This is a genomic window from Ideonella sp. (assembly GCF_041918995.1).
Classification (GTDB): Bacteria; Pseudomonadota; Gammaproteobacteria; order Burkholderiales; family Burkholderiaceae_C; genus Ideonella.
In genome coordinates this window covers 16,549-30,826 of the sequence record NZ_JAYRUN010000008.1, presented here as the reverse complement: position 1 = coordinate 30,826, position 14,278 = coordinate 16,549, and the positions used below count along the sequence as shown (strand labels likewise).

The following is a 14,278-nucleotide window of genomic DNA, read 5'->3' as shown; positions in this document are numbered from 1 at the left end:
CCGATGACGACCCTGCCGATGACGACGTTCACGCCCGAGCGGCCCGGCCTCACGGTGGGCCCGCTGCTGTATTTCTGGCCGCGCACCTCGGTGCTCGAGTTCTACGCCGAGATGGCCGACAGCCGTGCCGACACGGTGGTGATCGGCGAGGTGGTGTGCGCCCGGCGGCGCCAGCTGCGCCTGCCTGACTGGCTGGCCCTGGGGCGCGAGCTGGCGCAGGCCGGCAAGACGGTGGTGCTGGCGGCGCAGGCCCTGGTGGAGACCGAGGCCGACCTGCGCCTCATCGAGCGCATGGGGGACCAGGCCGAGTTCGCGGTGGAGGCGGCCGATGCCTCCGCGCTGCAGCTGCTGGCCGGCCGCGTGCCGCTGGTCCTCGGCCCGCACCTCAACATCTACAGCCGGGCCGCGCTGGCCCAGTACGCCGACCTGGGCGCCACGCGATGGGTCGCCCCCATCGAGCTGCCGCTGGACGCCCTGGCGGCCATCAACCCGCCCGATTCACCGGTGTGCACGCCCGCGGGTGAGCCCCTGCAGACCGAGGCCTGGGTGTTCGGCCGCGTGCCGCTGTCGTTCTCGGCGCGCTGCTTCACCGCCCGCCACCATGGCCTGCCCAAGGACGCCTGCGAGTACCGCTGCCTGGCGCACCCCGACGGGCTGCCCATGACCACCACCGAGCGCCAGCCCTTCCTGGTGCTCAACGGCACGCAGACGCAGTCCGCCGCCGTGCAGTGCCTGCTGGCCGACGGCGAGGTGCTGCAGGCGTCGGGCGTGTCGCGGCTGCGCCTGTCGCCCTGCGCCCAGGGCTTCGCGCAGGTGCTGCGCGACGTGGCAGCCGTGTTCCACGACGGCGAGCCCGCGGCGGGCCGCGCCGAGGCCTGGGCGACCGCCGGCGTTCCCGGCCCGCTCAGCAACGGCTACGCGCGGCGTCTGCCGGGCATGCAGTGGGCCGCCTCCTGATCCCCGACCCCTTGCACCCCATGACCCCAGCGCTCAGCCCCCACCCGACCCCCGACCTGCCCCTGCCCCCGGGCATGCCCGCCTGGATGGCCCCGCTGCACCGGCGTGTGGCCGCCACGGTCGGGCGCCTGCCCAGCCACCCGCCGTCCTGGCTGGCCGCGCAGGCCCTGAACCGCTGGCTGCTGCCGCAGCTGCCGGGCGACGCGCGTGCCGCGCTGCGTGACCGCGTCGTGGCACTGCGCGTGCGCGACCTGGGACTGCGCCTGCACCTGCGGCTGGACGGCGGCCGCTTCGTGCCGGCGGGCGACCAGGCCGAGCCCGCGCTGTGGATCGAGGCGAGCTCCGCCGCCTACGCGGCGCTTGCCCGTGGCGAGGAGGACCCGGACCGCCTGTTCTTCGACCGGCGTCTGGTGATGGAGGGCGACACCGAGCTGGGCCTGGTGCTGAAGAACACGCTGGACGCCATCGGCCCGGCCTGGCTGCCCTGGCGGCGCTAGCGGCGCTAGCGGCCCGACGACGGGCCGCGGACGCGTCCGGCGTGCGTCAGGCCGGCGTGTAGGCCAGCCGCACGTAGATGGGCGCGAAGGCCTCGGCCTGCGTGATCTCGAGCAGCCGCTCGCGGGCCAGCTCCAGCATGGCGATGAAGGTGACGACCATGACCGGCGCACCGCGCGTCACGTCGAACAGGTCCTGGAACTCGACGAAACGCTGGCCCTGCAGGCGCTTGAGCACCACCGTCATGTACTCGCGCACCGAGAGCTGCTCGCGCGAGATCTTGTGGTGCTGGTGCAGGCGTGCGCGCTTGAGGATGTCGGCCCAGGCCTCTCGCAACTCGTCCACCGAGACATCGGGAAAGCGCATGGCCACCGCCTGTTCCACCGCCACCTGGGCGCGCCAGAAGTCGCGCCCCATCTGGGGCAGGGTGTCCAGCCGCGCGGCGGCCAGCTTCATCTGCTCGTACTCGAGCAGGCGCCGCACCAGCTCGGCGCGCGGGTCCTCCGGTTCGCTGCCATCGTCCGTCTTCTTGGGCGGCAGCAGCATGCGCGACTTGATCTCGATGAGCATCGCGGCCATCAGCAGGTAGTCGGCCGCGAGCTCGAGGTTGTGCGTGCGGATCTGCTCGACGTAGGTGAGGTACTGCCGCGTGACATCCGCCATCGGGATGTCGAGGATGTTGAAGTTCTGCTTGCGGATGAGGTAGAGCAGCAGGTCCAGCGGCCCCTGGAAGGCCTCCAGGAACACCTGCAGCGCATCCGGCGGGATGTACAGGTCGGTGGGCAGCGTGAACAGCGGCGCGCCATACAGGCGCGCCACGGCCAGGCCGTCGACCTCGTCAGGGCCGGCCACTTCGGGCGCGGCGGGCGGGGGCAGCTCCGCCTCGGCCGTGGGCAGCCCCGCCGGCCTCACTTCGGGCCGGTGAAGTAGACGTAGGCCTTCTGCGCCACGCGGGCCTGCGAGAACTGGGCCTCGGCCTCACGGTCCTGCGGGCGGTCCCACAGCAGGGCGCGGCCGGCGCGTTGCTCGGATTCCAGCGTGGGGCGCTTGGCCTTGAGCTCGTCGACGAACTGGGTGATGTCGGACTTGTAGGGCTTCCAGAACAGCGGCATGGCGGCAACAGGGCAGGCGGTGCGCCGTCGCGGCGCGGGAAAGGCGCATTTTAGCCCGGGGGGGCCTGCGGGATCCGGGCGTCCTCCACGCGGGCCACCAGCCCGTGCGGCCCGAGCGCCGCGTCGAAGCCGGTGCGCTGGACCAGCCCGCGCGGCTGCTCGTTGAGCGCCGCCAGCACCAGCCCCACGCCGCGCCGGTGCAGGCTGGCATGCAACTGCTCCAGGGCATCCAGCCCCGAGGTGTCCAGCGAGACCAGGCGGTGCATGTCCAGCACCACCTGACGGGTGGTCGGCGCCACCTGGCTGACGATGGCCTCGACCTTGGTCACCGCGCCGAAGAACAGCGAGCCGTACAGCTCGAAGACCTGGCGCCCGGCCGGCGCCCCTGCCAGCTCGGTGACCCGGAACAGCGTGCCCATGCGGTAGATGAAGAAGCCGCACGCCGCCAGCAGGCCCACCTCCACCGCCACCGTGAGATCGAACACGACGGTGAGGATGAACGTGCCCACCAGCACGGTGCGGTAGGGCAGGAGGAACTGCCGCAGGCGGGCGAACTCGCGCCACTCGCCCATGTTCCAGGCCACGAACAGCAGGATGCCGGCCAGCGCGGCCAGCGGCACATGCACGGCCAGCGGGGCGGCCGCCAGCATGGTCACCAGCAGGGTCAGCGCATGCACGATGCCGGACACGGGCGTGCGGGCGCCCGCGCGCACGTTGGTGACCGTGCGCGCGATGGTGCCGGTGGCCGGGATGCCGCCGAACAGGGGCGTGACGAGGTTGGCGACGCCCTGGGCCATCAGCTCCTGGTTCGGGTCGTGACGGGGGCGGTCGCTGGCGTTGTCCGCCACGCGCGCGCACAGCAGCGACTCGATGGCGCCCAGCAGCGCGATGGTGACGGTGGGAATCACCAGCTGCTTGGCGGTGGCCCACTCGAAGTGCGGCAGCTGCGGCAGGGGCAGCGACGACGGGATGCCGCCGAAGCGCGAGCCGATCGTGTCCACCGGCAACTGCAGCGCACGCGCCGCGAGCGTGGCCGCCAGCAGGGCGACGAGGGTGCCGGGCACCTGGGCCGCCACACGCCGCAGGCGCTGGCCCGCCGTGGCCGGGGCCACGGGCATGGCATAGGTCTTGGGCCACAGCACCACGATGGCCAGGCTGGCCGCCCCCAGGGCGAATGCCCAGGGGTTCCACTGCCCGAGGTGGGCGCCCAGCGCCGCGAGCTGGCCGAAGAAGTCGGCTGGCAGCTTGGCCACGGGCAGCCCGAGCAGATCCTTCACCTGCGACAGGGCGATCAGCACCGCGATGCCGTTCGTGAAGCCGATGACGATGCTCACCGGGATGTAGCGCACCAGGGCGCCCAGTCGCAGCAGCCCCATCAGGAACAGCAGCACGCCGGCCATCGAGGTGGCGATGAGCAGGTTGGCCAGGCCATGCCGCTCCAGGATGCCGTAGACCACCACGATGAAGGCGCCGGCCGGCCCGCCGATCTGCACGTTCGAGCCGCCCAGCAGCGAGATGAGCAGCCCGGCCACGATGGCGGTGACCAGGCCTTGCGCCGGGTCCACGCCCGACGCGATGGCGAAGGCCATGGCCAGGGGCAGGGCGACCACGCCCACGGTGAGGCCGGCGCCGAGGTCGGCGAAGAAGTCGGCGCGGCGGTAGCCCGCCAGCGCGTCAAGCAGGCGGGGGCGAAAGGGGTGCAGCGGGATGGGCAGCGGCATGGGTCCTCCAGGAACGGGCAGGGGCGGCGACATGTCGCTCGCCCGGAGGACCACAGTGGTGCAGGCGCGTGTCGAAGCGCCGGCGGCGCGACGGCCCGGCCACCAGCGACGCGTGTCGCTGGGCCACGGCGCGGCGCGCGGGGTGCATCAGCGCACCCGCATGCCCGGCTGCGCGCCGGGGAAGGGCTCCAGCACGAAGATGCCGGGGTGGGCCTTCTCGTCGGCGTGGCTGGCGGCCAGCACCATGCCTTCGGACACCCCGAACTTCATCTTGCGCGGCGCCAGGTTGGCCACCATCACGGTGAGCTTGCCCACCAGGTCCTCCGGCCGGTAGGCGCTGCGGATGCCCGAGAACACGTTGCGATGGCGACCCTCGCCCACGTCCAGCGTGAGGCGCAGCAGCTTGTCCGAGCCGTCCACCGTCTGGGCGTCCACGATCTTCGCGATGCGCAGGTCCACGGCGGAGAACGCATCGATCTTGATCTCGGCCGCGATGGGCTCGCCACCGGGCGTGGGCGCCGGGGCGGCGGGGGCGGCCGGCGGCTCGAACAGGGCGTCGAGCAGCTTCTCGTCCACGCGCTGCAGCAGGTGCTGGTAGGCGCCGATGGTGTGCGCGCCCAGGGCGCCGGCGGCGTCGTCGAACCCCAGCGGCGGCACGCGCAGGAAGGCCTCCACCTGGGCCGCGAGCGCCGGCAGCACCGGCTTGAGGTAGAGGGTCAGCAGGCGGAAGGCCTCGATGCAGGTGCTGCACACGTCGTGCAGCGCGGCCGCGTGCTCGGGCTGCTTCGCCAGCTCCCAGGGCTTGTGCTGATCGACGTATTCGTTGACCTTGTCGGCCAGCGCCATCACCTCGCGCATCGCCTTGCCGAACTCGCGCTCCTCGTAGAGCTGCTCGATGGTGGCGCGGTGCGCGCGCAGCGTGTCCAGCAGGCTCGTGCCCTCCACGCCGAGGTCGGCCGAGAGCGTGCCGCCGAAGCGCTTGGCCAGGAAGCCGGCGGCGCGGCTGGCGATGTTGATGTACTTGCCCACCAGGTCGGCATTGACGCGCGCGACGAAGTCCTCGGGGTTGAAGTCGATGTCCTCCACGCGGGCGTTGAGCTTGGCGGCCAGGTAGTAGCGCAGCCATTCCGGGTGCATGCCGAGCTCGAGGTAGCGCAGCGGCGAGATGCCGGTGCCGCGGCTCTTGCTCATCTTCTCGCCGCTGACCGTGATGAAGCCATGCACGAACACGCGGTCGGGCACCTTGCGGCCCGAGAAATGCAGCATGGCCGGCCAGAACAGCGTGTGGAAGGTGGTGATGTCCTTGCCGATGAAGTGCACCTGCTCCACGGCCGGGTCGGCCAGCAGGGCGTCCATGTCCAGGCCGCGGCGGGCGCAGTAGTTGGCCAGCGAGGCCAGGTAGCCGATGGGCGCGTCCAGCCAGACGTAGAAATACTTGCCCGGTGCGTCCGGGATCTCGATGCCGAAGTACGGCGCGTCGCGCGAGATGTCCCAGTCGCCCAGCGAGATCTTGCCGTCCTCGTCGGGCACGAACCACTCGCGGATCTTGTTCAGCACCTCGGGCTGCAGGCGGCCGGTGTCGTTCATCCAGCCCTGCAGGAAGGCCACGCAGCGCGGGTCGGACAGGCGGAAGAAGTAGTGCTCGCTGGTCCTGAGCACCGGGGTGGCGCCCGACAGGGCCGAGTAGGGGTTCCGGAGCTCGGTGGGGCTGTAGACCGCGCCGCACACCTCGCAGTTGTCGCCGTACTGGTCCTTGGCGCCGCACTTGGGGCACTCGCCCTTGATGAAGCGGTCGGGCAGGAACATGCCCTTGTCCGGGTCGAAGAACTGCTCGATCGTGCGCACGTCGATCAGCTCGTTCTTGCGCAGGGCGAGGTAGATCTCTTTCGCCAGGGCGTGGTTGGCCGGGGAGTCGGTCGAATCCCAGTGGTCGAAGCCGATGTGGAAGCCGTCGAGGTAACGCGAGCGGCCCGCGGCCACCTCGGCCACGTAGGCCTGCGGCGTCTTGCCGGCCTTTTCGGCCGCGATCATGATCGGCGCGCCGTGGGTGTCGTCGGCGCACACGAAGTGCACGTCGTGCCCCCGCATGCGCTGGAACCGCACCCAGATGTCCGCCTGGATGTACTCCATCATGTGCCCGATGTGGAAGGGCGCATTGGCGTAGGGCAGGGCGGTGGTGACGAAGAGCTGGCGGGTCATGGGCGGGGCGACAGGGCCGGTGGGGCCGGAATGAACCGCGGCGGCGCGGGCGCGCGCAGTGGCTGCGTGGCCCGGCGATTCGCCGGGGCGGAGCCAGGCATTTTAGGCCGGTGGTAGATTGGTCCGACCATGCGTCCCGCGCTGATTCCGACCCTGGCGATGGCCCTCGTGGCCTGTGCCTGCACCAGCTATGGGCCGGGAGGCCTGCAGCCGGGCCAGGGCCGCGCCGCCGTGGAGGCCGACATGGGGCCGCCCACGGGCCGGCATGCGCTGGCCGGCGGCGGTGAGCGGCTCGAGTTCGCACGCGGCCCGTTCGGCCGGCACACCTACATGCTGGATTTCGACGCCCAGGGCCGGCTGCTGCGCCAGGAGCAGGTGCTGCGCGACGATGTCTTCGACCGTGTGCAGCCGGGCATGCGGGCGGACGCGGTGCGTGCCCTGCTGGGCCGGCCGGGCCATGTGGCGGGCATCTGGCGTGGCGCGACCGTCTGGTCCTGGCGCTATGAATCCCCGTTTTGCCAGTGGTTCCAGGTCACCCTGGAGCCCGACGGCACCGTGCGGGACGCCGGCCGCGGCCCGGACCCCCTGTGCGAAACCAACGACAAGGACAACCTGCCATGACCGTGGCGCCGACCCACGCCGCCCCGCGCGTGCATGGCATTCCCCACTGCGACACCGTGAAGCGGGCGCGCGCCTGGCTGGCCGCCCAGGGCGTGGCCCATGAGTTCGTCGACTTCAAGAAGGCCGGCGTGTCGGCCGGGCAACTGCAGCGCTGGGCCGCTGCCCTGGGCTGGGAACGCCTGCTGAACCGCCAGGGCACCACCTGGCGCCGGCTGGACCCGGCCGCGCAGCAGTCCGCCGCTGACGCCGGCGGGGCGCTGGCGCTGATGCAGGCCCAGCCCAGCCTGGTGAAGCGGCCGGTGGTGGAGTGGCCCGATGGCTCCGTCACCGTGGGCTTTTCGCCTGCCGAGTGGGCCGAGCGCGCCGGCGTGAGCGCTGACTGACGCGACATTTGGGATCATTTGTGTCTCTTCATTTCCGGGGAGCGCGCCAAGCGCATCCCGCGTCACATCCCGTGACGTAACGGCCCACTGGGGCGCCGCCGGCTCGCCATCATGCGCGGCTGCGGTTGGACGGGGCCCGCCGGGCCCGCCCGCGCGACGGAAAAGCATGAAGCAGACACCTGACGGGAGGAGCCGCCTGGCCTGGCATCGCCACGCTGTGCGGGCGCTGTGGGCATGGCCCTGCGTCGCCATGCTGGCGGCCTGCAGCGGCAGCGGCGAGGACCCCACGGCCGCCCGGGTTGCGGCTGGGGATCGGGCAGGTCGCGCCGAGGCGCCGGTGACGCAGATGGACGCCGTTCGCCTGGCCCATCAGGCGACCTTCGGGCCCACCGAGAAGCTCGTCACCGACATCCAGGCGCAGGGGGCGCGCGCCTGGGTGGTGGCCCAGCTCGGCATGGCCCAGCAGTCGCGCTACCGCTCCGGTGGCGACGACTCGCCGGACCAGAACACCTCCCGCACGGGCTTCTGCGCCTTGCCGGCGCAGTCCAAGAACCCCAACTGCTGGCGCGATTTCTATTCCAGCGAGCCGCTGCTCTGGGACTTCTACCGCAATGCGGTGCACAAGGACGACCAGCTGCGCCAGCGGGTGGCCCTGGCCCTCATGCAGGTGCTGGTCGTCAGCAACATGGAGGTGGACGGCACCTACGGCCTGCGCCGGTTCTACAACGACCTCACCGCCACCGCGCTCGGCAACTACCGCGATGTGCTGCGCAAGGTGGCCCTGTCGCCCATGATGGGCGAGTACCTGAACCACGTGAACAACGACGCGGCCGCGCCGAACGAGAACTTCGCCCGCGAACTGCTGCAGCTGTTCAGCATCGGCCCCTGCCACCTCAATGCCGACGGCTCGCTCGCCGGCGGCCGTTGCCGGCCCACCTACGGCAACGAGACGGTGCGCGAGTACGCCTATGCGCTCACCGGCTGGACCTACCCGGCGGGGGGCGCCAACCGCTGGGGCTGCCACCCGGCCGGCGCCAACTGCCACTACCTGGGTGGCGACATGGTGCCCGCCAGCGGCAGCCTGCGTGACACCGGGGCGCGCAAGCTGCTGTCCAACGTGGTGGTGCCGGCCGGTACCCCCGCGCCCGCGGCGCTGGAGAAGGTGCTCGACAGCGTGATGGCCCACCCCAACATGGGGCCCTTCCTGGCGCGCCACCTCATCCAGCACCTGGTGACCAGCAACCCCACCCCGGCCTACGTGGCGCGCGTCGCGTCGGCCTTCGACCGCGGCAGCCACGATGGCATCGGCAGCGGGCGCCGGGGTGACCTGTCGGCCACCGTGGCGGCCGTGCTGCTCGACAGCGAGGCCCGGGCCGCTTCCCCGGCGCGGCGCGCCGGGCGCCTGCGTGAGCCGATCCAGCTGTTCGTCGGCGTGATCCGTGCGATGGGCGGCGACACCGACGGCGTGGCGCTGGGCTTCTGGCAGGGCGGCAACCTGGCTCAGCACGCCTTCCGCCCGCCCTCGGTCTTCAACTTCTACCCGCCGGATTTCCCCGTCAGTGGCACCGGCCTCGTCGGCCCCGCGTTCGGCATCCACAACGCCAGCACCGCGCTGGAACGGCTGAACTTCCTGACGATGCTGTTCGACAAGGGCGGCGCGGCGCCCGATCGCAGCGTGCCCAACGCGGTGGGCACCCACCTGAAGCTCAGCGCATGGACGCGCGACGCGGCCGACGTGCCCGCATTGGTGGACCGCATGAGCCGGCTCGTGATCGGCGCGCCCTTGCCCGAGCCCGCCCGCAGCCGCGTCATCGAGGCGGCCGCGCACTACGACGAGCGCAACGCGCCCGACAACTGGCGCGAGATGCGCGTGGCCCGCGCCGGCTGGCTGGTGATGGCCTCGCCGCAGTACCAGATCGTGCCTTGAGGAACCGCCCGATGGACAAGACTTCCACCCCCCTCCTGCGGCGACGCGACTGGCTGCGGCTTGCCGCCGGCGGCACCGGCCTGGCGGCACTGGCGGGCGCCGGCTCGCTGCTCGGCGCCCGGCCGGCGCAGGCCAACGACTACCGTGCGCTGGTCTGCATCTACCTCTTCGGCGGCAACGACGGCTTCAATGTGCTGGTCCCCACCGACACCGCACGCCACGAGCAGTACCGCAGCGCGCGTGGTGTGCTGGCACTGCCCAAGTCGGCGCTCCTGCCTCTGGGACGCAGCGCCTACGGCCTGCACCCCGCCATGGAAAGCCTGCTGCCGGCCTGGTCGGCACGGCGCCTGGCGCCCATCATCAACGTCGGCCCGTTGGCGGCGCCGCTCACCAAGGCGCAGTACCTGTCCGAGCCGGACGACTCGCCGCTGATCCCGCCCAGCCTGTTCTCGCATTCCGACCAGCAGCGCGCCTGGGAAAGCGCCAGCATGGATCCCACGGCGCGCACCGGCTGGGGCGCGCGCACCTGCGAGCTGCTGGCCACCGGCTCGCCCGTGATCTCCGTGGGCGGCACCAGCCGCTTCGGCACGGGCGACGGCGCCATGGCACTCGCCCTGCCGGGGCCGGGCGGCGGCTTCGCGGCGATGGGGCTGCGGCCCGACGAGGTGATCTACCCGGCCAACCAGAAGCGGCAGCTGGCGGTCGACGCCCTGTACGCCGAGGGGCAGGACCGGGACCTGGCGGAGGCTTTCGCCCGCATGCAGCGCGAGGCCTTCGACACGTCCGGGCGGCTCGAGTCCCTCGTGGCCGGCAAGCCGGGCGACGGCACCGTGCCCGCCGCGATCGACCGTGCCTTCGCGGGGCTGATCGACGGCGACACCCTGTCCACCCCGCTGGCGGCGCAGCTTTACCAGATCGCCAAGCTCATCGCCGGGCGGCGTCAGCTGCAGGGGGACCGCCACATCTACTTCGCCAGCCTGACCGGCTTCGACACCCACGCGGCGCAGGTGCTGGCTGGCGACGCCACCCAGGGCGCGCACGCCGGCCTGGTGCGCCAGCTCGCCGACGCCCTGGCGGCTTTCGACAACGCCATGCAGGGGTTGGGCATGGGGCGGCAGGTCACGGCCTTCACCCACAGCGACTTCGGCCGCACCTTGGTGCCCAACCAGAGTGGCGGCAGCGACCATGGCTGGGGCAACATCCAGCTGGTGATGGGCGGCAGCGTGCTGGGCGGCGCCACCTACGGCCGCTACCCGGAGCTGGTGCCAGGCGGGCCGGACGACGTGGGCGTGGCCGACTGGGAGCGGCACGGCCGGTGGATCCCAAGCTGCAGCGTCGACCAGTTCGCCGCCACGCTGCTGGAGTGGTTTGGCGCGAACGACAGCCAGATCGACAACATCCTGCCCAATCTCAAGGCCTTCGGCCGCGACCGCTCGCTGGGCTTCATGGCCTGACGGGCGCCGGCCCCGGCCGCGGTCACGCGGCGGGCAACTCCACGGCCAGCATCCCGCTGCGCGACCACGCTTCGGCTTCCTCGCGCAGCAGGTGAAGGGTGCGGGGGTGGCTGGCTGGCCAGTCGGGTTGCCATGACAGCTTGGCGATCTGCCCCTGCCGCGTCAGGTGGATGGCCTGCAGGTTCACCGGGCCGCGCGCGTGCGCCTTGATGACGGCCAGTCGCAAGCACAGCAGTTGCCAGGCCATGTCGTGGCGGGCCAGGGCCTCGTCCATCTTGCGCAGCCCGCCGCGCTGGCCCAGGACCAGGTCCGCCACGCGGCGCTGCTGGCTCTGTGAAAAGCCGGCCGCGTCCACGTGGGCCACGAGGTAGGCGCTGTGCCGGTGGTGGTCGTGGTGCGACACCACCTGGCCCACCTCATGCAGCTCTGCGGCCCACCGCAGCTCGTTGCGGCGTTCGGCGTCGGCGTCCGGCTCCACCTGGGCATGCCAGCGCAACGCCAGGTCGCGCACGCGGTGGGCCTGGGCGGTGTCCACCGTGAACCGGCGCTGCAGGCGCTGCACCGAGTCGTCGCGCAGGTCGTGGCCGTGGGCGCGGTGGCGCGCCATGAGGCGGTCGTGCAGGTCCACGATCACCCCTTGGCGCAGGGCCCCCTTGGCTGGCAGCAGTTCGTCGATGCGGAAATGCGTGGCGAGCGTGTAGAGGATGGCGAGCCCGCCTCCCACGACGGCACGGCGTTCCGGCTTCAGGCCCGGCAGGTCGAGCTGGTCCGCCGAGCCAGCGGCGATGCACTCGCTGATCAGCCAGCGCAGCGCGTCGGGGGTGATGCGGCCATCGGTGCGGCCCGTGGCGGCCAGCACCTCCGACACGGCGCCCGCCGTGCCCGAGGAGCCCAGGGCCTCCTGCCAGCGGCCGGGGCGGAAGGCGGCCAGGGCCTCCTCCAGCTCCGCACCGGCGGCAATTTGTGCCGCACGGAAGGCGGCCGGGGTGAAACGGCCGTCGCCGAAGTAGCGCATCGACAGGCTGACGCTGCCCACCTGGAAGGACTCCGCCTCGTCCGGCACGCGGCCCTGGCCCAGGATCATCTCGGTGGACCGGCCGCCGATGTCGACCACGAGGCGGGGCTGCCGGGACGGCTGCAGATGCGACACGCCGGCGTAGATCAGCCGTGCCTCCTCGCGCCCGGAGATCACCTCGATGGGCGACCCGAGTGCGGCCGTGGCGCGCGTCAGGAACGCATCGCGGTTGCGCGCTTCGCGCAGTGTCTGGGTGGCCACCGCGCGCACCTGCGAGGGCGCCACGCCGTCCAGGCTGCGCCGGAATCGTTCCAGGCAGGCCAGGCCACGCAACGTGGCTTCCTCGGTCAGCATGCCCTCGTCGTCGAGTCCCGCGCCGAGCCGGACGGTCTCCTTCAGGTACAGGTGACGGCGGTAGCGGCCACCGTGGATTTGACCGATCTCAAGGCGGAAGCTGTTGGACCCCATGTCGATGGCCGCCAGCAGGCCGGTGGGGGAGGGCAAAGTTAGGGGCATGGGCGCGAATTGTGCAGGCGACCCGTGACACACCTCGGCAAAATTGTGTCCAAACCACCGTCAAGGAGGGCGCCCCATGTCGCGCTTGACCCCCATCCATCCCCCTGTGCACCGCCCCTGGAACCACCCCGTGCGGCGCCATGCCCTGAAGATCATTGCGCTCGCCGTGCTGGCGGGCTGCGGCGGTGGCGCCAGCTCGCCCGACGAAGCCGCCATGGTCGAGGAGGACCGGCTGGGCGTGTTCGGCAACGCGCCCATCGACCACGGGGCGGGCCCCGGCGTGGCCGCCGGCGGCGATGCGGGCCGCTCCTCGGCGCAGTCGGTGTCGGCCCAGGCGGTCAGCGTGCCGACGGGACCGGCCGATGCCCATGTGAAGGGCGTGTTCGGTGCAGCGTTCTCGTGGCCCATCATCCCGCTGCACACGGTGCTGCTGGCCGACGGCCGAGTGCTGAGCTATGGCAGCAAGCCCAGCGGCCTGCAGGGCGCCCAGCTGCACTACGCGGTGTGGGACCCCTCCGTCGGCACGGGCAGCGATGCGCACCTGCTGCTGTCCAACACCACCGGCACCGACATCTTCTGCGCCGGCCAGGTGCTGATGCCCGCCACCGGCGAAGTGCTGCTTGTCGGGGGTGACCGCATCGTCAACGGCAAGCGCAACTACGCCAACGCGGATGTCAACGTGTTCACGCCCGCGGACAACAAGCTGACCAAGCAGGCGCAGTCGATGGCCTACCAGCGCTGGTATGCCACCTTGGTCACGGCGCCGAGCGGCGAGGTGGCGGTGCTCGGCGGGCGGATCGACCGCTTCTACGAAGGCGACGCGCTGTACCCGCCGACGGACGACACCTATGCCAGCACGCCGGAGGTGTTCAGCCCCACCACGGGCTGGCGCACGCTGACCACGGCCACGAGCGAGGAGGCCTATGGCGGCCGCGTGCAGGCCTGGAACTACCCGCGCGCCTGGTGGTCGCCGCAGGGCAAGGTGGTCACGCTCAACGTGCTGGGCGAGATGCACGCCCTGGACATTACCGGCACCGGCCAGGTGGTCAAGCTGCCGGGCACGCTGCCGCGCGGCGCCTACATGCTGCCCGCGGCCATGTACCAGCCCGGCAAGATCCTGTCGGTGCGTTCGGGCGGCCTGGCCTCGCTGGTGGACCTGAACAGCGAAACGCCCACCGTGTCCGCGGCGGCGCCGCTGTCCGGCGACCGGCAGTTCGGCAATGCCACCGTGCTGGCGGACGGCACGGTGTGGGCCAACGGAGGCTCGTCCACCGGCAACGACCTCGTCGGCGCCTACTACCACTCCGAACTGTGGAGCCCCGCGACGGGCACCTGGACGACCACCGCCACCGCCGCCAAGCCGCGGCTGTACCACAGCATCTCCATGCTCATGCCCGACGGCACGGTGCTCACCGGCGGGGGCGGTGCGCCGGGCCCGGTGGCCAACATGAACGCCGAGATCTACTTCCCGCCGTACCTGTACGCCAAGGACGGCTCGGGGCTGCCGGCCGTGCGGCCGCAGATCGCCACGGCCCCGGCCGCGGCCACCTGGGGACAGACCATTCCGGTGACCATGGCCAACAAGCGCGTGGTGTCCAAGGTCTCGCTGATCCGCTTCGGTGCCGTGACGCACGCCTTCAGCAACGAGCAGCGTTTCGAGAACCTGGCCTTCACCCAGACGGGCAAGGCCCTGTCGGTGAATCTGCCGGCCTCGGCGAACAACGCCCCGCCGGGCTACTACATGCTGTTCGCGCTGGACAAGGCGGGCGTGCCGTCCATCGCCAAGATCATCCGGCTGGGCGCCTGAGGCCCCCGGCGATCGGCCCCGGGCCGAACCCTGGTGCCTGAAGGGGCATCGCCCACCCGGCGATGCCCCTT

General features: G+C 71.9%; 12 protein-coding genes. 7 read left to right on the top strand and 5 right to left on the bottom strand.

Annotation, left to right across the window (positions count from 1 at the left end):
- Positions 1 to 3 precede the first annotated feature (3 nt).
- The gene (locus ACE3UN_RS08755; protein ID WP_374674546.1) at positions 4 to 957 is read left to right on the top strand and encodes a U32 family peptidase; all 954 of its coding nucleotides are present in this window, start codon (positions 4 to 6) and stop codon (positions 955 to 957) included.
- A gap of 20 nt (positions 958 to 977) precedes the next feature.
- A complete protein-coding gene (locus ACE3UN_RS08750; RefSeq protein ID WP_374674545.1) occupies positions 978 to 1,454 on the top strand; it encodes an SCP2 domain-containing protein in 477 nt (158 codons plus the stop codon).
- A 46-nt stretch (positions 1,455 to 1,500) separates the two neighbouring features.
- On the opposite strand, the gene ACE3UN_RS08745 is transcribed toward ACE3UN_RS08750, so the two are convergent.
- From ACE3UN_RS08745 to metG, 4 genes are all read right to left on the bottom strand, one after another.
- Positions 1,501 to 2,349, bottom strand: coding sequence for a ScpA family protein (locus ACE3UN_RS08745; protein WP_374674703.1), 849 nt, complete (start codon positions 2,347 to 2,349; stop codon positions 1,501 to 1,503).
- An 11-nt stretch (positions 2,350 to 2,360) separates the two neighbouring features.
- Entirely contained in the window at positions 2,361 to 2,564 is a 204-nt protein-coding gene (locus tag ACE3UN_RS08740) for a DUF3460 family protein (RefSeq protein ID WP_374674544.1), read from the bottom strand.
- A 50-nt stretch (positions 2,565 to 2,614) separates the two neighbouring features.
- Positions 2,615 to 4,285 (bottom strand): SulP family inorganic anion transporter, encoded by a 1,671-nt coding sequence (locus tag ACE3UN_RS08735; protein ID WP_374674543.1) that lies wholly within the window; start codon positions 4,283 to 4,285, stop codon positions 2,615 to 2,617.
- Positions 4,286 to 4,432: 147 nt separating this feature from the next.
- The gene (gene metG / locus ACE3UN_RS08730) at positions 4,433 to 6,484 is read right to left on the bottom strand and encodes a methionine--tRNA ligase (protein ID WP_374674542.1); all 2,052 of its coding nucleotides are present in this window, start codon (positions 6,482 to 6,484) and stop codon (positions 4,433 to 4,435) included.
- Between the two features lie 129 nt (positions 6,485 to 6,613).
- Between metG and ACE3UN_RS08725 the strand changes: the two genes are divergently transcribed.
- From ACE3UN_RS08725 to ACE3UN_RS08710, 4 genes are all read left to right on the top strand, one after another.
- On the top strand, positions 6,614 to 7,105 hold the full coding sequence (locus ACE3UN_RS08725; protein WP_374674541.1) for a hypothetical protein: 492 nt from the start codon (positions 6,614 to 6,616) through the stop codon (positions 7,103 to 7,105).
- Positions 7,102 to 7,488 carry a Spx/MgsR family RNA polymerase-binding regulatory protein gene (locus ACE3UN_RS08720; RefSeq protein WP_374674540.1) on the top strand — a complete coding sequence of 129 codons (387 nt, stop codon included), beginning with the start codon at positions 7,102 to 7,104 and terminating at the stop codon, positions 7,486 to 7,488. The genes ACE3UN_RS08725 and ACE3UN_RS08720 overlap by 4 nt, the downstream gene beginning before the upstream one ends.
- A 346-nt stretch (positions 7,489 to 7,834) precedes the next feature.
- Positions 7,835 to 9,415 (top strand): DUF1800 family protein, encoded by a 1,581-nt coding sequence (locus tag ACE3UN_RS08715; RefSeq protein ID WP_374674539.1) that lies wholly within the window; start codon positions 7,835 to 7,837, stop codon positions 9,413 to 9,415.
- 11 nt (positions 9,416 to 9,426) lie between these two features.
- Positions 9,427 to 10,869, top strand: a complete 1,443-nt coding sequence (locus tag ACE3UN_RS08710) for a DUF1501 domain-containing protein (RefSeq protein ID WP_374674538.1) — start codon at positions 9,427 to 9,429, stop codon at positions 10,867 to 10,869.
- A gap of 22 nt (positions 10,870 to 10,891) precedes the next feature.
- Here the strand turns inward: ACE3UN_RS08710 and ACE3UN_RS08705 are convergent, their stop codons facing one another.
- Positions 10,892 to 12,400 (bottom strand): exopolyphosphatase, encoded by a 1,509-nt coding sequence (locus ACE3UN_RS08705; protein WP_374674537.1) that lies wholly within the window; start codon positions 12,398 to 12,400, stop codon positions 10,892 to 10,894.
- A gap of 76 nt (positions 12,401 to 12,476) precedes the next feature.
- On the opposite strand from ACE3UN_RS08705, the gene ACE3UN_RS08700 reads away from it, so the two are divergent.
- Entirely contained in the window at positions 12,477 to 14,207 is a 1,731-nt protein-coding gene (locus ACE3UN_RS08700; protein WP_374674536.1) for a galactose oxidase-like domain-containing protein, read from the top strand.
- Positions 14,208 to 14,278: the final 71 nt, after the last annotated feature.